At 46.1% G+C, this 21400-nt stretch carries 21 protein-coding genes; 9 read left to right on the forward strand and 12 right to left on the reverse strand.

Going from position 1 to position 21400, the window contains the following annotated elements; translation table 11 throughout:
• Positions 1-70 precede the first annotated feature (70 nt).
• From ACMXYP_RS15920 to ACMXYP_RS15930, 3 genes are all read right to left on the reverse strand, one after another.
• Positions 71-559 carry a PIN domain-containing protein gene (locus ACMXYP_RS15920; RefSeq protein WP_415882618.1) on the reverse strand — a complete coding sequence of 163 codons (489 nt, stop codon included), beginning with the start codon at positions 557-559 and terminating at the stop codon, positions 71-73.
• On the reverse strand, positions 537-1607 hold the full coding sequence (locus ACMXYP_RS15925; RefSeq protein ID WP_415882619.1) for a helix-turn-helix domain-containing protein: 1071 nt from the start codon (positions 1605-1607) through the stop codon (positions 537-539). The genes ACMXYP_RS15920 and ACMXYP_RS15925 overlap by 23 nt, the downstream gene beginning before the upstream one ends.
• Positions 1608-2018: 411 nt before the next feature.
• Positions 2019-2558 (reverse strand): YadA C-terminal domain-containing protein, encoded by a 540-nt coding sequence (locus ACMXYP_RS15930; RefSeq protein WP_415882620.1) that lies wholly within the window; start codon positions 2556-2558, stop codon positions 2019-2021.
• A gap of 344 nt (positions 2559-2902) precedes the next feature.
• On the opposite strand from ACMXYP_RS15930, the gene ACMXYP_RS15935 reads away from it, so the two are divergent.
• Positions 2903-3244: a hypothetical protein gene (locus ACMXYP_RS15935; protein WP_415882621.1), complete on the forward strand. Its 342-nt coding sequence runs from the start codon at positions 2903-2905 to the stop codon at positions 3242-3244.
• A gap of 257 nt (positions 3245-3501) precedes the next feature.
• Here ACMXYP_RS15935 and ACMXYP_RS15940 read toward each other — a convergent pair whose 3' ends face one another.
• The 7 genes from ACMXYP_RS15940 to rpmE form a co-directional block, all read right to left on the reverse strand.
• Entirely contained in the window at positions 3502-4944 is a 1443-nt protein-coding gene (locus ACMXYP_RS15940) for an SLC13 family permease (RefSeq protein ID WP_415882622.1), read from the reverse strand.
• 287 nt (positions 4945-5231) lie between these two features.
• On the reverse strand, positions 5232-6575 hold the full coding sequence (locus tag ACMXYP_RS15945; protein ID WP_415882623.1) for a sigma-54-dependent transcriptional regulator: 1344 nt from the start codon (positions 6573-6575) through the stop codon (positions 5232-5234).
• 1 nt (position 6576) lies between these two features.
• Positions 6577-8325, reverse strand: coding sequence for an ATP-binding protein (locus tag ACMXYP_RS15950; RefSeq protein WP_415882624.1), 1749 nt, complete (start codon positions 8323-8325; stop codon positions 6577-6579).
• Positions 8326-8511: 186 nt separating this feature from the next.
• The gene (locus ACMXYP_RS15955) at positions 8512-8712 is read right to left on the reverse strand and encodes a hypothetical protein (RefSeq protein WP_415882625.1); all 201 of its coding nucleotides are present in this window, start codon (positions 8710-8712) and stop codon (positions 8512-8514) included.
• A gap of 173 nt (positions 8713-8885) precedes the next feature.
• Complete coding sequence (locus ACMXYP_RS15960) at positions 8886-10133, reverse strand: malic enzyme-like NAD(P)-binding protein (protein WP_415882626.1); 1248 nt, start codon at positions 10131-10133, stop codon at positions 8886-8888.
• Positions 10134-10293: 160 nt separating this feature from the next.
• Complete coding sequence (locus ACMXYP_RS15965; RefSeq protein WP_415882627.1) at positions 10294-11076, reverse strand: thermonuclease family protein; 783 nt, start codon at positions 11074-11076, stop codon at positions 10294-10296.
• Positions 11077-11088: 12 nt separating this feature from the next.
• Positions 11089-11304, reverse strand: coding sequence for a 50S ribosomal protein L31 (gene rpmE, locus ACMXYP_RS15970; protein WP_415884686.1), 216 nt, complete (start codon positions 11302-11304; stop codon positions 11089-11091).
• A 166-nt stretch (positions 11305-11470) separates the two neighbouring features.
• On the opposite strand from rpmE, the gene ACMXYP_RS15975 reads away from it, so the two are divergent.
• From ACMXYP_RS15975 to ACMXYP_RS16010, 8 genes are all read left to right on the forward strand, one after another.
• Positions 11471-13666, forward strand: a complete 2196-nt coding sequence (locus ACMXYP_RS15975) for a primosomal protein N' (RefSeq protein ID WP_415882628.1) — start codon at positions 11471-11473, stop codon at positions 13664-13666.
• Positions 13667-13798: 132 nt separating this feature from the next.
• Complete coding sequence (argS, locus tag ACMXYP_RS15980) at positions 13799-15484, forward strand: arginine--tRNA ligase (protein ID WP_415882629.1); 1686 nt, start codon at positions 13799-13801, stop codon at positions 15482-15484.
• A 4-nt stretch (positions 15485-15488) separates the two neighbouring features.
• A complete protein-coding gene (locus ACMXYP_RS15985; protein WP_415882630.1) occupies positions 15489-16136 on the forward strand; it encodes an SPOR domain-containing protein in 648 nt (215 codons plus the stop codon).
• 161 nt (positions 16137-16297) lie between these two features.
• Positions 16298-16828, forward strand: a complete 531-nt coding sequence (gene hslV, locus ACMXYP_RS15990; RefSeq protein WP_415882631.1) for an ATP-dependent protease subunit HslV — start codon at positions 16298-16300, stop codon at positions 16826-16828.
• Positions 16829-16848: 20 nt separating this feature from the next.
• Positions 16849-18180, forward strand: a complete 1332-nt coding sequence (gene hslU / locus ACMXYP_RS15995) for an ATP-dependent protease ATPase subunit HslU (RefSeq protein ID WP_415882632.1) — start codon at positions 16849-16851, stop codon at positions 18178-18180.
• Positions 18181-18208: 28 nt separating this feature from the next.
• Complete coding sequence (locus ACMXYP_RS16000; RefSeq protein ID WP_415882633.1) at positions 18209-18589, forward strand: gamma-butyrobetaine hydroxylase-like domain-containing protein; 381 nt, start codon at positions 18209-18211, stop codon at positions 18587-18589.
• Positions 18590-18751: 162 nt separating this feature from the next.
• Positions 18752-19510 carry a bifunctional demethylmenaquinone methyltransferase/2-methoxy-6-polyprenyl-1,4-benzoquinol methylase UbiE gene (gene ubiE / locus ACMXYP_RS16005; RefSeq protein WP_415882634.1) on the forward strand — a complete coding sequence of 253 codons (759 nt, stop codon included), beginning with the start codon at positions 18752-18754 and terminating at the stop codon, positions 19508-19510.
• A gap of 21 nt (positions 19511-19531) precedes the next feature.
• Complete coding sequence (locus tag ACMXYP_RS16010) at positions 19532-20152, forward strand: SCP2 domain-containing protein (RefSeq protein WP_415882635.1); 621 nt, start codon at positions 19532-19534, stop codon at positions 20150-20152.
• Positions 20153-20182: 30 nt separating this feature from the next.
• Here ACMXYP_RS16010 and ACMXYP_RS16015 read toward each other — a convergent pair whose 3' ends face one another.
• Both ACMXYP_RS16015 and ACMXYP_RS16020 read right to left on the reverse strand, forming a co-directional pair.
• A complete protein-coding gene (locus ACMXYP_RS16015; protein WP_415882636.1) occupies positions 20183-20602 on the reverse strand; it encodes a CopD family protein in 420 nt (139 codons plus the stop codon).
• A 9-nt stretch (positions 20603-20611) separates the two neighbouring features.
• Positions 20612-21397, reverse strand: a complete 786-nt coding sequence (locus tag ACMXYP_RS16020; RefSeq protein ID WP_415882637.1) for a DUF2927 domain-containing protein — start codon at positions 21395-21397, stop codon at positions 20612-20614.
• Positions 21398-21400: the final 3 nt, after the last annotated feature.

The raw sequence follows: 21400 nt of genomic DNA on the forward strand, positions 1-21400 counted from the left end.
AATCACCCCATTAAACATGTGTGTGTAAGGGTTAAATGGGGGTTGTAAACCACAATTCAACCCAATCAATTTAGATACGATATTTGTCCAGCTTCTCAGCTAGAAGACCCCATGGCAACCTGCTGCCCGCCAACTTCATTTTCTTAACAGATTCATCGATTTCCTCAATAGAAACCAAGTTATGCTCGAGAAGCTGCTCTAACAGCCAAATGGTCCCCAGCTTACTGACTTGCTCCTGATCTGCAGCTTTTCGAAGACGTTTATCTCCAGTGACCAATGGGCAATCTTCTTGCTTTGCTAGTGCCAATGCAAAACAGTCATTAGCACTCGGGCCACCATAATTTTCCATTAGCCCCATCGCGTACCCCATGCTATCGGAACTCAACTCCAATGTTTGAAGCCCAAGGCCAATTAAGTGGGAATGCTGCTCGTGCAACTCTTCATCGTACAAAATATCAGGGACAGCAAATTCATGCGGTAGTTGAAAAAGAAGCTCAAGCACTCCCCCTTCTTCCAAATCTATTATGACGTTCGTATCACTGATCAGCAGCGGCCGCATCCATGCCTCCCATCTTGCGCTCCTCACGTAGGGAGTAAGTTGACATTCCCATCAACTCTGCAGCTTTCGACTCACCGATGTAGTCTTCGGCCAATGCTTTGTATACCAGCTGCCGGTAAAGGTAAGTAGTTTCAGCAGGATAAGCATCTCCGGGCTCACGAGTACGCCAACCTTTAGCAGAAAAGAACCGGAAGAGAGATGACTTTACAGCATCAGAAATTATTCCAAGCTGAGCAGCCCTCATCATCGCCCCCATCATACTGATACCAAACTCGTGCTTGAGCATATACAACTCACGAGGTTCAATTCGGCTACGCCGATCTCCTAAGTGCTGCTGAACAGACTTTCTTGGTAATAAAAAGGCTCCTGCAAACCTATCGCAAGCCTTTTCTTCGTTGACTGACTCATCAAGACGACCATGCAAGATCAGGTGCCCCAGTTCATGAGCCAAAGTAAAACGTTGGCGATCACCCGGCCATTGTTCAGAAACAACAATCACTGGAGTACCATTTACTGACGCAGCAAGCCCATCTAAACGCCCCTGAACATCAATGGAAGTGACAATAACCAGCACACCCATAGATTCAAGAACATCAATCATGTCTGGAACTGCGCCGAGACCTAAATCCCAAGTATCGCGAACATGATCGACCACGTCTTCTATATCATCCAACTCAGAAATAAGTTCAGGTAGTCCTGCTGGTAATGAAAATTCAGGAACAGGCTGCTGAGGGTACAATGACAACAATGAAGTCCATCGTTCAGCCTGATTCAAAACATCCGCTTCAATTTGAGCAAGCAGCTTCTTGGGAGCAGTGGAACGTTTACGATACTCCACTCCCTTAAGTTGAACTTTCACCGGTCGGAAAAAGAATTCAGACTTAACCCCTAACACCTTTGCCAACTTCAATACCTGTGCTGACGACGGCATAGATGCGCCCTTCTCATACTTACTGATAGTAGTTTGGGATACACCAACTTCATCCGCCAACGCTCTCAGGGATAAGCCTGAAGCCTTACGCGCTCTATGTAACCTTTCACCAATCATATGCTGCCCCGGGGTTTACAAATTCCATTTACAATTGAGAATTGTAAACCTTTACATCCAAATTGTCATTAAGCGACCCAATGAACTTTGGTACACTTCATGGCACACTTTTGAAAAACCAAACTCCAGAGTGGCACACTTTAGGCACACTTCTGGACCACTTTTAACCTTACTTGTGATTTGTAAGCACTTGAGGGATTGAGAGTTTTCTCAAAAGTGGTGGAGAAGAAAAATGGCACAGTTCGAACCCCGCCATCTCCACCAAATACAAATAAAAAAGCCACCTTCGGGTGGCTTTTTTATGGCTGCTAGAAACTAGTAGATAATGGCTAGATTACAAATTCTGGAGCGCCCCCGATAAAATATACTCACCCCATCTATCTAACTAACTCAAAACCGCAAAATCCCCAATTAAAACTCAAAGCCTACACTCATTCTCGCTGCTATTTCTCCGTTAGAACCAGCTCCCGCTATACCGCCACTGATATTCCCCTTATTTGCTCCCCAGCCCGCTACAGCATGCGTAACATTAATACCTAGAGCTGACTCGCCTGCATAATACCCCGTACCTATAGATATTGCTGTTTTTCCCGGTGCTGAAGGCATCTGGACTGCACCAAGAGCAATTGCAGCAGCAATACCTGAGAAAGCATCGTCCTTTAACTCATCCAACTCTTGATTCAACCTATTAATACTCGTGGTATTTGATGATAAAGCAGCAATATTCGCAGCATTAGTAGCAATGTTACCGGTATTCGTTGTTATGTTACCGGTATTCGTTGTTATGTTCCCGGTGTTCGTTGTAACCGTGCCATTTAGTTGAAAAATTTCATTATCAACATCCGGTACAGCTACCGCATCCCCATCTACTGCGGGGTCAGTCGCAAGGACTGAGGTGGATATTGATAATAATAAAACTCCTAAATACTTCTTCGATTCAATTGGCCTCACAATATTCCCCTACATTTAATATGCCATTAACTTATTGTACCCCTTTAAAATCTAATGTTTCAAATATCAATTTGTACATCTCTAACTCCAAAAATCAATTAACGCATATTAGGTAAAGAGCAGCATCGATGCACCTCCTTTACCCTCCCCCTGTTAATTACTATCGATGAGGAAACGTGAAGAACCTTATCCGTAAAAGTCTATGGCTCACCCCTACCACTTGTCAGCCATTACTTAAGAATAGAGGCAAAAGATCATTAGCACGACGGCTTGGCGTCAGTGAGTCGACTATCAGGAACATGAGAAAGCAGCTCAAGGGATGAGCTAGAGATGAGATCATCGTAATGCACCCGTATGATTTAATGGATGACGAAACACCAGGACTGCGCGAGAAAGGCCTCGATGATTATTGGATGGAACACTGTGCTGAGCTTTATAACCATGTCTTTCATCAGCAGTGGCTCGAATTCACTAAGCGAGTGAGGACACAGACTGATAAAGTCTGGTTTGAAATAAAAGTTCAATCAACAATGGAAAAGCTAAAGGACGCTATAGAACCACTACAGGACGAGAACAGCAGTTCTGTAGTCAGGCTTGCGCTGGTGGAGATACTGAAAGAGATCGAAGCTAACCCTGTACCGAACCCAATAGTTCAAATGGAAGAAAAGAGAATTCAGATTACATAATCATTAAACTGATCCAAACTACCCTTCCAGTCTTTGATAACTTTTGAATAGGACTGAAAGCGTACACTAAGGTGCGTAAAAACGCAGTTAGAAGACCTTTCTATCTGTAACACTCACATGTAGCATATTCGTAAATTTCCATATTATGAAGACCAGCCGTCGAGGGATTTAGCAGGGTTCGCCCCCCGCCATCCCACCAAATACAAATAAAAAAGCCACCTTCGGGTGGCTTTTTTATTACTCTTAAAAACTAGTTTCTACACACCAAACACTGCTGGAAGAACAGTTACGCTGGCAAGTGTAATCAGGCCTATTGCAACAAAATTCAACACAAAACCTGCACGCATCATATCTGCCATTTTCAATCGACCTGAACCAAACACAATCGCATTTGGCGGAGTAGCAACAGGCATCATAAAGGCGCAGCTGGCTGCAATCGCTGCAGGAATAACCCATACAAGCGGCGTACCTGTAATCGACTCAGCCACTGGTCCTAATAACGGCAAGAAGCCTGCCGCCGTTGCTGTGTTACTGGTGATTTCCGTCAAGAAGGTAATCAACGCAGTAACAATCAACACACCCACAATTAGGGAAACAGTGTCTGCACCTTGAATCTGTAGAGCGATAAATTCAGCTAAGCCTGAAGACTTAATGGTAGCCGCCAGAGTTAGGCCACCACCAAATAGGATCAAGATACCCCAAGGTACTTTTTGTGCGCTTTCCCAATCTAGAACACGTTCGTTATCGCCGGATTTAACTGGCAAGGCGAATAGCAGAATAGCCGCCGCCATTGCGATTCCGGTATCTGAGATACCAATACCTGTCCACTTAGCGAGGTATGGACGCATTACCCAACCGATTGCCGCAAATAGGAAGATAAACAACACCTTCTTTTCGCCAGCAGACATCTGCCCTAGCGCTTGCAACTGTTCTTTAAATACAGATTTAGCACTAACCGCACCAGCCTGATCGACTTTATAGCTGATTTTGGTAAGCAGAACCCACGCTACTATCAGCATGATAATTGATAGTGGCAGACCCATCGCCATCCATTGTGCAAAACCGATTTCCATGCCATAGCTATCAGATAGGTATGCAGCCATCAGCGCGTTCGGTGGCGTACCAATCAACGTTGCTATACCGCCGATACTAGCAGCATAAGCGATGGACAAGAGCATTGCTTTAGCAAAACTCTCATTGTTCGGTTCACGGTCGGTGACAATTTTCACTACGGATAGCGCTATAGGTAGCATCATTACCGCTGTAGCTGTATTGGACATCCACATCGACAGAAATGCCGTCACCAACATAATTCCCAAAATCTGGATACTTGGTTTGGTGCCTGCTAGTAGCATAGTTTTTAGCGCAATACGCTTATGCAGGTTCCAACGCTCCATTGCGATAGAGATCAGGAAACCGCCTAGGAATAGAAAAATCAGTGGGTGAGCATAAGGTGCAGCAACCGCTTTGATGTTTGCGATACCTGCAACAGGCACTACAAATAAAGGTAATAGAGAGGCCGCAGGGATCGGAACCGCTTCGGATATCCACCAGCTCGCCATCCAGAACGCTAATCCGGCGGTGCGCCAAGCTTCAACTGAAAGCCCCGCAAAAGGCGGATCGATCAATAATGTCATCAACATGACTAAAGGGCCGAGGGATAACATCAGCCAAGGTATCTTTTTATTTTTGTCATTCATACTATTCTTCCAACCTTAATTTAAACGGTATTTAAATTGGTGAACGTTTACTTTTCACGTCATGGGAAGAAGAGATAGCAAGAGTATTGCCAGCTTTAAAAACAATCTAAAAAACTATTTACTTTCAACAAGTTAAAAAGAATAGCTATTTTTAAACAAGGTACATAATGCGGATAGCCACACAGCCTTAGCGGGTGATTTGTCACTAAAACCACACATAGATAAATCACGAAAACAGGGCTAATTAAGTCAACGTTTTGCGGTATAAACCACGCTAATGCACTAGCTCAGTCTTTTACAAAACTTCGTCTTTGAATTCCGTATTTTGCCAACTTATCGTAAAAGGTTTTTCTGGGTACGCGCAGTAGCGAGATCGCCTCTTTTACGGAACCGGAGGATTGGCTCAAGGCCTCCTCTATTACAGCGCATTCAAAAAAAGCGACCTTTTCACTTAAGGAAAGATCCTCTGGCATAGCCACACTTGGTTGATCGGCGTCGATCGAAATTGGCATCCCAAGCAACACCCTTCTTTCAGCGGCATTGCGCAGCTCACGAACATTACCCGGCCAATGGTAAGCCATGAGTTGATTGGACTCTTCACTAGCAAGCGCTGTTAGCGGTTTGTGATAACGCCCAGCAGCTATAGAGCTAAAGTGTTTAAACAACAATGGGATATCGGCTTTGCGCGCACGTAAAGGGGGTATATCCACTTTAACTAGGTTCAAACGATAATAGAGGTCGGTGCGAAACAACCCTTGCTCCGCGAGTTCAAGCAGATCAATTTTAGTTGCTGCTACAAATCTAACATCCAGCGGGATTGCAGTATTACTGCCAACGGGAGTAATGGTTCTGTCTTCTAACACCCGCAACATTTTCACCTGCATAGACATAGGCATGCTTTCTATTTCATCGAGAAAAATAGTACCGCCTTGGCCGAAACCTAGCTGCCCGGTACGGTTTTCTGTCGCGCCGGTAAAGGCGCCTTTTTTACTCCCGAACAACTCACTCTCAATTAGGCTTTCGGGTATAGCGCCACAGTTAATCGCAACAAAATTTGCATCAGCGCGACTGCTCATCTCATGTAAGTAGCGCGCAACCATCTCTTTACCGGAACCGGTTTCACCACTAATCAAAACATCTGCTGGGGTATCAACTACGGTATTAAGTAGCCGCATCATATCTTTCATTTCAGGGGTGTCGCCAAGTATCCGCACCCCTTTTTCTGGTACTGCTTTCAAACTACTTTTAAGTGCTCGATTTTCTAGGACAAGGGCTCTTTTTTCACTGGCACGCTTAACACTATCCAACAGCTGCTCAGTGATCGGCTTTTCAAAAAAATCGTAAGCTCCTTGATGCAAACATGAGACTGCAAGCTGTACATCGGCATAGCCGGTTAGCATGATGACCGGTATATCAACATCGATGGTTTGGATCTCACTAAGAAGCTTGGTGCCGCACATCTCTGGCATATTAATATCTGAAATCACAACACCTTGGAAATGCTCATCCAGTGTTTTTAAAGCCTGCGTACCGTTCGCGAACGCCTGGACTTCATAACCTTCTATCTTTAGAAGCTGGCTAAGGGAGTCACGAATGATCTCTTCATCGTCGATAATCCAAACTTTTGTCATTTTAATTGCTTCCAGTGTTACTTGATTTCAACGAGATCGTGAATGTAGCCCCAAGCCCAGAATCCGCATTCTTAGCCGTCAGCTCACCATCGAAAGAACGAATAATGTTACGCGAGATAGATAAGCCCAACCCTAAGCCTTGATCGGACTTAGTGGTAAAAAAAGCATCAAATATAGTGTCTATATTTTGCAGGTCCAAGCCAATACCACTGTCGGTTATATGAATATCCACATAACCTTCTCTTTGGCTAAAGCTGATACTAATAGATTTTTCCTGCTGCTCAGACATAGCATCTATAGCATTAGATAAGAGGTTCACTAGAACTTGCTCTAACTTTAATGCCTCACCCCAAACAAAACCGCTGTAGCGCTCCACAGACAAATCTACTTTATAGTTTGTGATCTGGGGCCCTACCACAACTAAAGCGGCATCAAGGCATTTAGACCATTCACACCAAGCTAATGAAGACTCTTTATTCCGACTGAACTGTTTTAACTGTGAAACAATTTTATGCACTCGCTCAGTCATATCCTGAATGGTATTAAGTGTTGCTCTAGCTTGCTGGTACTCGCCCTTATCAAGTAATCGCCGACAGGCAGCTATATAAGCATTCATAGCACTGAGTGGCTGATTGATTTCATGATTGATCGAAGCTGACATCTGCCCAATCGTAGCTAGCTTAGTCGACTGCATAAGCGCTTTATGCGCTTTATCTAACTCATCAGTGCGAACCGATATCTCCTGTTCTAGCGCCCTGCGGGTATACAGCAACTGACGATAGCCAGCAAAGCGTCGATAAAGGTAGAACGCCAAAACAAAGACCACGCTATACCCCAGCGAGAGCCAAATCATAAAATTGGTGACTTGATAGCCCACCGTTGCCGCGGGGCTAAACGTAACCAGCTTAAGACTCATGCTAGGCAAGCTGGATTCACCATAAAAATACAAACCCTGCTCGGCCTCGGCGTACTCTATTTGCCACTGCTGCAAATCAGCAAGTGCATACTTTCTTTTGCTGTTATTTAAGATACTTTGCGTCAGGTCGAGGTAACGCTGGCTCTCTTGAATCTGCGCCCAACTCAATTCTTCGCTCTCGCTGAGCTGCTTGAGGCGCCAGAATGGATGATTAGACATAAAGATGACATTGTCAGGCCCATATACCATAAACTTTGTAGAATGCTGGCCAGACAGCCATTCTGTATCCTGTTCAAATCTGGAAACATCTACTTTTACAGCAGCAACACCGATGATTTTTTCGTCTACGTAAACCGGAGAGGAAAAAAAGATGCCACGTTCTTTAGAACGCACACCTAGGGCGTAATACGTCGAATTCTGACCCTTTATTGCCTGCTGAAAATAGGGACGGAAAGCGAAGTTGCCGCCAATAAAACTCGATGCGTTTTGAAAGTTACTTGCAGCAACAACATCGCCTTTCAGATCGAGCACATACACTTCACTTGCACCGGTCGTTTTTGCGATATCAAGTAACAGTAGGCTTAATTCCTGCGCTCCAGTATTGAACTGCAGTAGTTGACGAATTTGGTAATGGTTCGTTAACAGCTCTGGAATATGTGCATAACGGGCAAGTTCTTTATTGAAATAGGTACTGACATTTTCAGCTTCATTCTTCACTTTTTGATCAAGTTCGATATAAAGACTTCGCTGAAAAAGAGAAACGCCAACAGACAGAGTAAGACCTAGACATACGAGGTAAATTAAGAATACAAATAAGATTTTCCTGTCTCGCATACCAGAGCCCATACATTATTACCCGCATACTATGCCGTAATAACTATTTTAAATCATCGTGCGCAGGGTATCTTGATGTTATAGAACGCTCTTAGTGCATTGTTTAATGCTCAAAAAATACAAAAAGCCCTGCTAGCAAAACTAGCAGGGCTTTTTTAATATGTCTTTTTCTATCTGGCTACTGCGTTAGCAGGCAAAACCCCAAAGGGTGTCGAAATCCAGATTTTCCCAGCCGTCTTCGCCATCGTGAATCCAGAATGCGCCACAGCATTCACAGCGATAGATCGAGCTTTCAGGGATTGAGCTAATTAGCTTTAGGTCAGCATGTGGAAAGCCGAGTCTTTCTTGCTTCTCACAATTACTGCAGGATCTTTTGTCATCTTCCATGATCTTGTACCTAAGTTTTTTACCTAGTTAAGCTTACTGAATAATACTCTATGTGAAACTAGGAAAAATTCTTAATTTCTTAAATTCCGAACAGAAACCTATATTTTTTTATAGTTTTCTACAGACACAAAAAAACCGGCCTAAGCCGGTTTTTTTTAGTACCCCAGTGTCGATTAAGACAGTGGGTAGTTGTCTGGTAGTGGCAGACGAGCAACACCAGAATCGATCGCTGCTTGAGCAACTGCAGTAGATACAGCACCCAGTAGACGAGAGTCTGTTGCTTTAGGGATGATGTAATCACGACCGAACTCTAGAGAGTCTAGACCGTAAGCATCAAGTACTTCTTGAGGAACTGGAGTCTTAGCCAGATCAGCAAGAGCGCGTACAGCTGCTTCTTTCATCTCTTCGTTGATTGCAGTAGAACGAACGTCCATTGCGCCACGGAAGATGAATGGGAAGCCAAGTACGTTGTTTACTTGGTTAGGGAAGTCAGAACGACCTGTCGCCATGATAACGTCATCACGAGTTTCGTGAGCAAGCTCTGGGCGAATCTCTGGATCTGGGTTAGCACATGCGAATACAACTGGGTTAGCAGCCATTTTAGATAGCTGTTCAGCAGAAAGCAGGTTAGGACCAGATAGACCAACAAATACGTCAGCACCGTCGATAGCATCGTCTAGAGTGCGCTTGTCTGTTTCAGACGCGAACGCTGCTTTCTCTGGAGTTAGGTTTTCACGGCCAGAGTGGATAACACCCGTACGGTCGATCATGTAGATGTTTTCAATCTTAGCACCCATGTTCACTAGCAGCTTCATGCAAGCGTGAGCTGCAGCGCCAGCACCTAGGCATACGATTGAAGCTTCTTCTAGCTTCTTGCCAGCAACTTCTAGTGCGTTGATCATGCCAGCAGCTGTTACGATAGCTGTACCGTGCTGATCATCGTGGAATACAGGGATGTTACAACGCTCGATCAGAACACGTTCGATTTCGAAACATTCTGGAGCTTTGATATCTTCTAGGTTGATACCACCGAAAGTGTCCGCGATGCGCGCAACAGTGTCGATGAATGCCTGTGGGCTTTCAGCGTCAACTTCGATATCGATAGAATCAAGGCCAGCGAAGCGCTTGAACAGCAGTGCTTTACCTTCCATTACTGGCTTAGAAGCCAATGGACCTAAGTCACCTAGACCTAGAATTGCAGAACCGTTAGAAATTACTGCGACTAAGTTACCTTTAGCCGTGTAACGGTATGCATTTTCAGGATCTTTTGCGATTTCACGAACCGGCTCTGCTACACCCGGGCTGTACGCCAAGGAAAGATCACGCTGAGACTCAGCGTCTGTAGACAGTTCCACACTGATTTTACCTGGACGTGGGAACTCATGGTAATCAAGAGCGGCTTGTTTCATATCATCAGACATAGCTGCTGTTCCAATCTAGTTAAAAAGTCGAACACAGAACTATATAGAAAACAGATTTGTCGAACAACTATTCCGCACCTGCAACAGGCTTTTTTTCTTTAGGTTAAACCTAAAGTACTAAAAAAACCTGCAAGAAGTCGCATAAAGATAGGAATATTGTTTAATGATCTATATGTGCAGAGTGGCTAATAGTCATCAACCAAGGTTGGTAGTGTGCAGGTGCGTTATGACTTTTTGGCTTAATCCAGCCCCTTACTGTAAGGGCTTTACCCTCAAAATCTTCAATTTTTGCCTTGCCTCCTAGCTGCTCTGCAACAATAGGGCTAAATTTTACGGCTAACTCGTCACCAATCTCTAAAATCCAACCAGAACGGATCTTTTTAACCGCTGCCACTTTACCCTTTAAGATTCTAAAGCCTGATTCACGATTTTTTAGCGAAGCCACATCTCGAATCGGAGTTTGATTCCACAACCCAAGCTTGGCATCTACCGCACGTAGTTCTGCAGATTTAAGGCAATCAAGGTAAGCAAGATTTGGCGGTACCGCTATATGGTAGGCCAAACCGTTCTCAAGCAGAGATTCTCCAGCATGCTGGCCATCAGCATAAAGATGAGCCAACCAACGCTTGTAGCGATCTTTTGGCTCTTTACCGACCACTAACGCTAGATCAGCACCTTTTAACAAGGTTTTCAGATGAGTGGTTGCTTGATCAGCATAAGCTTCAGCAGGTTTGTCTTCCTTGGCAGTTTCTGGGGTATTAAGACCGATAAGACGAACACGACGACCATCGGTCAGTTTTACTGTATCGCCATCATAGATATGCGCAACGCTTACCGTTTCAGCATGATGAGGTTGTTCACACTGAGCTGCGGTAACAGCAGCACTGTAACCAGAAACAAAAAAGGCGCACCACAATGGGAGCGCCTTTTTCAAAATTCTCATAAGTGACATCACTTATTTTTTCATGCCGCGGCCGCCAAAACGCTTGTTGAAGCGATCGATACGACCACCAGAAGTAGCTTCTTTCTGCTTACCAGTGTAGAACGGGTGGCAAGAAGAGCAAACGTCCAAGTGGATGTCTTTGCCCAGAGTGGACTTAGTTTTAACAACGTTACCGCAAGAACAAGTAGCGTTAATTTCTGCGTATTCCGGGTGGATACCAGCTTTCATGATAAACCTCATTAGATTCATGCCGCCACCTGATCTTCTGCCAGGCACCGCATTGATTTAAACTACCAGCAAAATAACTGGTACGTTAAGTAGGCGGCGAATTATACGCATCGATATAATGCTGCGCAACTTAAAACCGTTTAAAAAGTGAGCAATTTAAGCATATATGAGCATTTTACGGCTTGCCATTCCTAGCCCCCTACGCAGACTGTTCGATTACCACTGCCCGGAAGGGATCGATCCCCTTTCATTAAAGCCCGGTATTCGCGTTCTAGCCCCGTTTGGGAACAGAGAAGTCATTGGTATTTTAGTCGAGGTGGCGCAAAGCAGTGAGTTTGATCATAACAAGCTTAAAAGTGCCTCACAGATCTTAGATGACACACCGCCTCTGCCTGCTCACCTGTTTAAACTGGCACGTTGGTCTGCAAGCTATTATCAACACCCCGAGGGCGATGCCCTACAACAAGCACTACCGGTTTTACTGCGTAAAGGTCAAGCCTGCGAATATCAGCACGAAACTTTATGGCGCGCCACCGAAGGCGCTTGCTTAAGTACTATCAAGAGCAACGCTAAACGCCAATTGGAGGCATTGCAGCTATTACTCGATCATCCCCAAGGAATCAGCGGCGATGCTTTCCGTGCAGAAGGCGGGCAGTCCGCCACCCTTAAAACCTTACAAGAGAAGCAGCTCGCCGAATCATTTAAGCGCGAACATAAACAACACACAGGTCCGATTCTGCATGAGTCACCTCTTCCTTTAAATGAAGAGCAAGATAATTGCGTAAAGCAGATCGCTCAATTTGATGGTTTTAATGCCTGTCTATTAGAAGGTGTCACTGGCTCAGGTAAAACCGAGGTTTACCTGCAAGCGATCGAAAAGATAATTAATGAAGACAAACAAGCCTTAGTACTCGTACCCGAAATTGGCCTGACACCGCAAACCGTAGCGCGCTTTCAGCAACGCTTTAGCGTACCTATTGTTGCCCTGCACTCCAATTTAACCGATCGCCAACGCTTGGATGCATGGTTACAAGCGCGCGAAGGCATTGCGAGGATAATTATTGGTACCCGTTCGGCTATTTTTACGCCGATGAAAGCGCCCGGCATCATTATTATTGATGAAGAGCATGATGCTTCGTTTAAGCAACAAGACGGCTTCCGCTACTCCGCTCGCGATCTGGCGGTCGTTCGTGCCCGTTCGGAAGAGATCCCTATTGTTTTAGGCAGTGCCACACCCTCTTTAGAGACGCTACAGAATGCGATCGAAGACCGCTATCACTGGCTCAAGTTGACTCAACGCGCGGGTAACTCATCTCCTCCTGAATTCAGGTTGTTGGATATCCGGCAGGAGAACTTATCAGATGGCCTGTCGCCGCAATTGATACTGAATATAAAGAAGCACCTAGAAAGCGGCACTCAGGTTTTGGTGTTTTTGAATCGCCGTGGATTCTCGCCGACGTTAACCTGTCACGATTGCGGCTGGATAGCAGACTGCACCCGCTGTGATGCCCATATGACGTTGCATCAACGTCCTGCGCATCTGCACTGTCACCACTGTGACAAACAAGCCGCTATTCCGCATCGCTGCCCTGAATGTAATAGCGATCAACTGCAGCCGGTTGGCGTAGGAACTGAGCGCAGCGAGCAAGCACTGCAGAAGCTTTTCCCGAACTTCCCGGTGATTCGTGTCGACCGCGACAGTACCCAGCGAAAGAACGCGATGCAGGAGATCATGAATCAGGTAAACAGTGGCGCCCCCTGCATTTTGGTCGGCACGCAGATGCTCGCCAAAGGGCACCATTTCCCACGGGTTACGCTGGTCGCAATCATTAATGCCGATAGCGGCTTATTTAGCGCTGATTTCCGCGGTATGGAGCGTACAGCACAGTTAATACTGCAAGTTGCTGGACGCGCAGGCCGTGCAGACCATGCGGGTACAGTCATGATGCAAACCTACCACGCAGATCACCCAACCCTGCAAACACTGGTTCAGCATGGTTACAGCGCATTCGCGCAAGAGGAGCTGCATAACCGTAAAATGGCGCAACTACCGCCGTTTACGCACTACGCATTGCTTCGCGCAGAAACCACACAAAATGGTCGAGCCGAATCATTTTTGAGTGCGATTAGACAGCAGTTGGAAGATGACATGCTGCTACCACAAGATGCCCATTGGATCGGACCTTTCCCAGCACCTATGGAAAAACGTGCGGGTATGCATCGAGCACAGCTGATGATCTATGCGCAAAATCGTAAAGCGCTTCATCAGTTATTAGCCAACCTGTGTTGGTATCTGGAGCAAAATAAAGAGTCTCGAAAAGTACGCTGGTCTATAGATGTCGATCCAGCGGATACTTTTTAAGCAGATCTCGCCTTTCAGCTCTTAACATAGGCAGATTTTACAGGGATAATACGCGGTTCTTCTGAAGCCCCATCCGATCAAATTGATCGACCTTGGGCTCACCGACTTACTTCAAACGGTATTTGTACGCTAATGAAAGAGATAATTGCAGAGCTGATTGACTCCGCCCTGAAGACACTGATTGAAAATGGCACTTTGCCTGCCGACGTAGAACCTAAAATCATGGTGGAAAACACCCGTGATAAATCTCATGGTGACTACGCTTCTAACATCGCTCTGACATTAGCTAAACCAGCTCGCTGCAACCCTCGCCAACTGGCTGAGAAATTGGTTGACGCACTACCAGCATCAGACAACCTAAAACGCACAGAGATTGCGGGCCCAGGCTTCATCAACTTCTTTATCAGTGGTGCGTCTACTAGCTCTCTGTTGAAAAACATTCTGGAGCAGAAGAACAACTACGGCCGTAACAATAACGGCGAAGGTAAAAAAGTTCAGGTTGAGTTTGTATCGGCAAACCCGACTGGTCCTCTGCACATCGGTCACGGTCGTGGCGCAGCAGTAGGTGACTGCCTATGCCGCATCATGGAAGCGAACGGTTGGGATGTGACACGTGAGTTTTACTACAACGATGCTGGTCAACAGATCAACAACCTAGCGCTGTCGGTACAAGCACGCTGCAAAAACCTAACACCAGATGATCCAAGCTGGCCTGAAGATGGTTACCGCGGTGACTACATTATCGACCTAGCGAACAGCTACATGGCTGGCGATACGGTTGAATCTGAAGACCAGTCTTTCACTGGCGCTAAAGATGCAGATGATCTGGAATCTATCCGCCACTTCGCTGTTGCTTACCTACGTCGCGAACAGGATCTAGACCTTAAAGCGTTTGCAGTAGATTTTGATGTCTACTTCCTAGAGTCTTCTCTATACGCAGAAGGCAAAGTAGAAGCTGCCGTTCAAACGCTGATCGAAAACGATTTCACATACGAAGATGGCGGCGCACTTTGGTTACGCACAACGGACTTTGGCGATGACAAAGACCGTGTAATGCGCAAGAAAGATGGCGGTTACACTTACTTCGTACCCGACGTGGCTTACCACCTTGATAAGTGGCAGCGCGGTTTCGACACGGTTATCAACGAACAAGGTGCCGACCACCACAGCACGATCACACGTGTACGTGCAGGTCTTCAAGCACTTAAAGCAGACATCCCTCAGGGCTGGCCTGACTATGTACTTCACCAGATGGTTACCGTTATGCGCGGTGGTGAAGAGGTTAAGATCTCCAAGCGTGCAGGTAGCTACGTAACCCTACGCGACCTAATCGACGAAGTAGGCCGTGATGCAACACGTTACTTCTTAGCAGCACGTAAGTCTGACAGCCATCTAACCTTTGATATCGACTTGGCGCGTTCTCAGTCTGCTGATAACCCTGTTTACTATATCCAGTACGCTCACGCGCGTGTTTGCTCTATCTTCCGCAAACTAAGCGAAGGCAACTTGGAGTGGAACGAAGCTGAAGGCATCGCTGCACTAGATAAGCTAGAGCTAGAATCTGAAAAGAACCTAGTGATCAATCTGGGCAAATACCCAGAAGTGGTTAAGAATGCAGCCAATGCACGTGAGCCACACCAGATCGCTAACTACCTGAAAGATCTAGCGGCAGAGTTCCACACTTACTACAACTCAGAGAAGACTCTAGTAGAAGATGCGGATGTACGTAACGCGCGTCTAACACTGGCTGTAGCAGTACGTCACGTACTAGCAAACGGTTTGGATCTACTAGGCGTATCTGCACCGGAGCAAATGTAAGTAGATGGCATCTCGTAAGGATTACGCCAAAACCAAGCGTGGTAAAGCTTCAGCTAGCCGCGCTAAGCCTGCCCCAAAGAGAGCCCCTGCTAAGCAGAAAAAGCGCTTTCCTACTGGGCTACTGGCGTTAACCTTATTGCTGCTGGGCGGCCTTGGTTACGGTTTATATAACCTAACTAAGGTTGATCCTGGCGAAGCCAGCACGCCACTGGCCAACAGCAAGCCTAAGCCTGCTCAGACGACTGAAAAGCCGAAACCAGCTCCATCAAAGCCAGTTAAAAGTCAGGCACCGGTGGTTGAGAAGTCGACAGCGTCAACTGATAAGAGCCGTTTCGAATTTTACGAAATGCTTAAAGAGAGCGAAGTTGAAGCACCTAAGGATGTGTATAAATCCACGCCGAAAGATGCCAAAACTCAACATAAGTATCTGTTACAAGCCGGCTCATTTAAGGCCAAAGCCGATGCCGAGAGAATGCGCGCTCAGTTGATACTACTTGGACTGCCAAACGTCCACACCAATATCAGCACCAGTAAAGACGGCACCCAATGGTATCGGGTGCGTGTCGGCCCATTCGATAACCGCTCGCGCTTATCTAAAGCCTACGACAAATTGGTTCAGCAAAATATCCAGCCTTTGCGAATCAAACAGTAAAAGCTAAAAGCCCATCCTTAAGTCGATGGGCTTTTTGTTTTTACAGCCTTGAAATTCATCTCTTAGTCACCATCTTTCTTTAAACCTATAAAGAAACAGTGCAATACGCTTCATCGATTTATAGCGCACTGTTTAAGATTCACTCCCATTAGGAGCAGATAATGACAACGATAGTATCCGTACGTCGTGGCGATAAAGTAGTTGTAGGCGGTGATGGCCAAGTATCGCTAGGCAACACTGTAATGAAAGGCACTGCACGTAAAGTTCGCCTTCTGCCTAAGCACGATGTAATTACCGGTTTTGCCGGCAGTACCGCTGACGCAATTACCCTACTTGATCTTTTTGAAGCTCAGCTAGAGAAACACCAAGGCAACATTTTCAATGCCGTTGTAAGCCTAGCGAAAGAGTGGCGCGGTGACCGTGTGCTGCGCAAACTTGAAGCACTTATGCTGGTTGCTAACAAAGAAAAAACGTACCTAATCTCGGGTAGCGGCGACATTATTGAACCAGAAGATGGCGTTATCGCTATTGGTTCTGGCGGCAACTTCGCTTTGGCTGCTGCACGCGCCCTAACCGACAATACTGAGCTTTCTGCTAAAGATATTGTTGAGAAGAGCCTACATATCGCTGCTGGTATCTGTGTATTTACCAACGGCAACCTGACTATCGAAGAACTTGATTCAGTTCAGTAATCCAGCCACAGGAGCTAAAAATGTCTAACATGACACCACGTGAAATTGTATCCGAGCTGGATCGTCACATTATCGGCCAAGACGAAGCAAAACGCGCAGTAGCTATCGCACTTCGTAACCGCTGGCGTCGTATGCAACTTGATGATGAGATGCGTACTGAAGTAACCCCTAAAAACATCCTGATGATCGGTCCTACTGGTGTAGGTAAAACTGAGATCGCACGTCGTCTAGCAAAACTAGCTAACGCACCGTTCATCAAAGTTGAAGCGACTAAATTTACCGAAGTCGGTTATGTTGGTCGTGACGTAGAAACCATCATCCGTGACTTGGTTGATATGTCGATCAAGATGCTGCGTGAGCAGGAGATGGATAAAGTACGCTTCCAAGCTGAAGAAGCAGCAGAAGAGCGTATTCTTGATGCCCTATTACCACCAGCACGTCCTGCAAACTTTGGCGAAGAACCTACTCGCGAAGACAGCGCTACGCGTCAGGTATTCCGTAAGAAACTACGTGAAGGCCAACTAGACGATAAAGAAATTGACATCGAAGTGGCTCAGCCACAGATGGGTGTTGAGATCATGGCACCTCCGGGCATGGAAGAGATGACTAACCAACTGCAAAGCATGTTCTCTGGCATGGGCGGTGGTAAGAAACAGTCTCGCCGTTTGAAGATCAAAGATGCTTTTAAAGCCCTAACCGATGAAGAAGCAGCGAACCTTGTTAAAGAAGATGAGCTGAAACAATCTGCAGTTGAGCTAGTTGAACAGCACGGTATCGTCTTCCTAGATGAGATCGATAAAGTCTGCAAAGGTGGCTCTAACAGCAGCGGTGACGTATCTCGTGAAGGTGTGCAGCGTGACCTGCTGCCGCTAATCGAAGGCTGCACAGTCAGCACTAAGTACGGCATGATCAAAACAGACCACATTCTGTTTATCGCATCCGGTGCATTCCACTTAGCTAAGCCATCTGACTTGATCCCAGAGCTGCAAGGTCGTCTGCCTATCCGTGTTGAGCTAAACGCTCTAACACCAGAAGACTTCCGCCGTATTCTGAAAGAGCCAAATGCGTCGCTGACTGATCAGTACACAGCGCTACTTGGTACTGAAGGCGTGAGCGTTGAGTTTACGGATGAAGGTATTCATCGTGTCGCTGAACTGGCATTTGAAGTAAACGAAAGCACAGAAAACATCGGTGCACGTCGTCTACACACAATGATGGAACGCCTACTAGAAGAGCTTTCTTTTGCTGCATCAGACTGCTCTGGTCAGACTATCAAAGTAGACAAAGCTTTTGTTGATCAGCAGCTTAGCGAGCTAAGCAAAGATGAAGACCTAAGCCACTACATCCTGTAATTAGGACCCTGTAACTGGGAGTAAGATGATGTCTAAAGCACCATTACCGACACAGATTAAGCTGCACAAGAAGTCTCGCACGCTGGAATTAAGCTATGAGGATAAAACCTTTGAGCTAAGTGCCGAGTACCTGCGCGTGCACTCTCCATCTGCTGAAGTGCGCGGCCATGGCATCGGCAATGGCGTGCTGCAAACTGGCAAAAAGCTGGTAGGCATTAAAGAGTTGATACCTAGCGGTAACTACGCTCTAAAGATTGTATTTGATGATGGTCATGATAGCGGTATCTATACTTGGGACTGCCTACATGACCTTGCCTACAATCACGACCAGTATTGGCAAGAGTATCTTCAGAAACTAGCAGATGCTGGCGAATCACGCGATGGCGGTATGATCGCTATCGGGCGATAAACATCCTACATCGTAAACAAACACTAAAAAGGGCTATTCATTAATAGTCCTTTTTTATTTCTGGGTCACCTCAACCGAAAATAATCCCTTTTCAATCGCAGACAATTTCAGCGGATAAGGTTAAAATCCCCCTCTAATCTAAGATTTTCAGGACATCCGGATATGGCAGATCAACGCAACGACAACACCACTCACTTTGGCTATGAAAATGTCAAAACAGAGGAAAAAGTACAGCGTGTTGCTGATGTCTTCCACAGTGTTGCTGGCAAATACGATCTGATGAACGATCTAATGTCCGGTGGCGTTCACCGTCTTTGGAAACGAATCACTATCGAACAAAGTGGCGTTCGCACAGGTAACACTGTCCTAGATATCGCAGGCGGAACCGGCGATTTGACCATGCGTTTCTCACGCCTTGTGGGCCCTACAGGTAAAGTTGTTCTTGCTGACATCAACGACTCTATGTTGAAAGTTGGCCGTGACAAGCTGATGGATAAAGGCGTAACAGGCAACGTTGAGTTTGTGCAAGCAAACGCTGAAGCCCTGCCATTCCCTGATAACACCTTCGATGTGATCACAATCGCATTTGGTCTTCGTAACGTAACCGATAAAGATGCGGCGCTACGCTCCATGGCACGTGTACTTAAGCCGGGCGGTAAATTGATGGTATTGGAGTTCTCTAAAACAGATAACCCACTACTAACCAAAGCGTACGATTTCTACTCGTTCAACATCCTACCGCATATGGGTTCTGCAATTGCTGGCGATGCTGATAGCTACCGCTACTTGGCTGAGTCAATCCGCATGCACCCAGATCAGGAAACACTGAAAGGTATGATGCAGAATGCGGGTCTGACAAACTGCCGCTACCAGAACATGACTGGCGGTATCGTTGCGCTACACACAGGTATCAAGCCTTAATCGCTTTTTAGGATCGAACTCATGCTCGAGATGCTTCAAGCTACCCTATTCACGACTGCAGAAACGGTATGCAACCAACTGCTTAAACGTGACCCGGTTACCCTGCAACATCTTGAGCGTCTCACTGGCAAAGTGATAGCGATTGAGTGCACTTCACCTGCACTTAACCTTTACCTACTTCCTAATGCCGATGGTCTTCAGATCCAATCGGTCTACAACGATGAACCGACCACCACGCTTCGTGGTAACGCCGCCGACTTTATCACTCTTCTAACGAGCAAAGACAAGTCTGATGCGATGTTTGGTAAGACGGTTCAGGTTAGCGGTGACAGCGCTTTAGCTACCCGCTTCCAACAGATTCTGAGCGACGCTCAAATTGATTGGGAAGCGATGCTAGGTGATGTGATTGGCGACCTTCCTGCACACCAAGTAGCTCTGTACACAGCTTGGAAAGCTCAGTGGTATAAAAACAGTGCTTCTAGCTTTATCCACAACTTGGATGAGTTTGTGAAAGAGGAAGTAAGGTTTATCCCTACACGTCCAGAGATGGACTTTTTCACCAATGAAGTTGAGCAACTTCAAGAGAGAGCTGAGCGACTGGCCGCTCGCGTTGAACAAACGCTGGCAAAGCATAAAGCTTAAGTTACCAACGTCTGCTCCATTCGTCCTGAATTAGAACGGCTTTACGACAACAAAGATCAAAATTGGAATAAAGATCAGTAACGGCAATTCGTTAAACAAACGGAAGTAGCGACCACTGCGATCTAAAGTCCCCGCTCTCATTTTGTTTAAGTACGCTTTACACCAGAAGTGATAGCCGATCAGCAAGCCGACAAACGTTAGTTTTGCATGCATCCAGCCACCGCCAATACCGTAGCCAAACATCAGCCATAAGCCTAGGCCTAAGGTGAAGATCGCCATAATGCTCATAAAGCCGTAGAGCTTACCGGCCATGATCTCTAATCGAGCAACATCCTGCCCTGCTTCACGCCCTTCAACGTAATGAACAAAGATACGTGGAAGGTAAAAGATACCCGCCATCCAACTGGTCATTGCAAGAATATGAAAGACTTTTATCCACAAAAACGACATACAAATTCCTTAGTAACCTAGCAGCGGATAAAGCTCTCCGCGCTTAACAATTTTATGAGCAGATTGAATCGTACCGTCACTCTGCCATTCAGAGATAACTTTCTTCAACAGAGGTAAGGCTTGCTCTTCGGTCATACCCGGTTTAAGAACCGGCTGATAGAGCAACTTGAGCAGAAGGTAATCTAAACCAGATAGCAATGTCTCTGGAGTACGATCATTAAAAATAGAGGGATAAACCTTTTCCGAATCATTCGGCAAGCCCATCACCTGCGTGATCTCTTCAACGATACAGGTCACTAATTTGCCATGCATCCTAGCCTGATCAACCGGAATAATTACCGCCGCTTGATCGATCTCATAGCGGCCATTCACTCGGAAGTTCGCCATACAAACCGCACCATGAACGATCTTTTCCGCACGCTTACCAAAGAGCTCACCCACCTGACGTTTCCACAAAGACTGCTTAGTGAAAACCATAATCAAGTTAGCGTCCTGTTTACGACTGACGGTCTTAATCGATAAACCGGTGATTTCGGACAGATGTTTGAGGTGCATATTTACCAAACTGGTATGCACCTCAGCGTCGGGCACTTGGTGATCCAGCCACACCCGAATTGGTTTATTCCAGCGTCTGACCATACGCCCTTGAAGGCTGTATTCATTGCGCAGCGCCACCTCTTTGAAGGCCTGAAGAATAAACTCAGGCTGCTGCCAGCGAACCGCAGGATCGACTGCCGCCGCAGGTAAGGTAAATAGCGCGCTGAATAACGCAATAAACAGAACGAAGCTTTTCACGTA

This window comes from Neptuniibacter sp. QD34_54 (assembly GCF_047778055.1).
GTDB lineage: Bacteria > Pseudomonadota > Gammaproteobacteria > Pseudomonadales > Balneatricaceae > Neptuniibacter.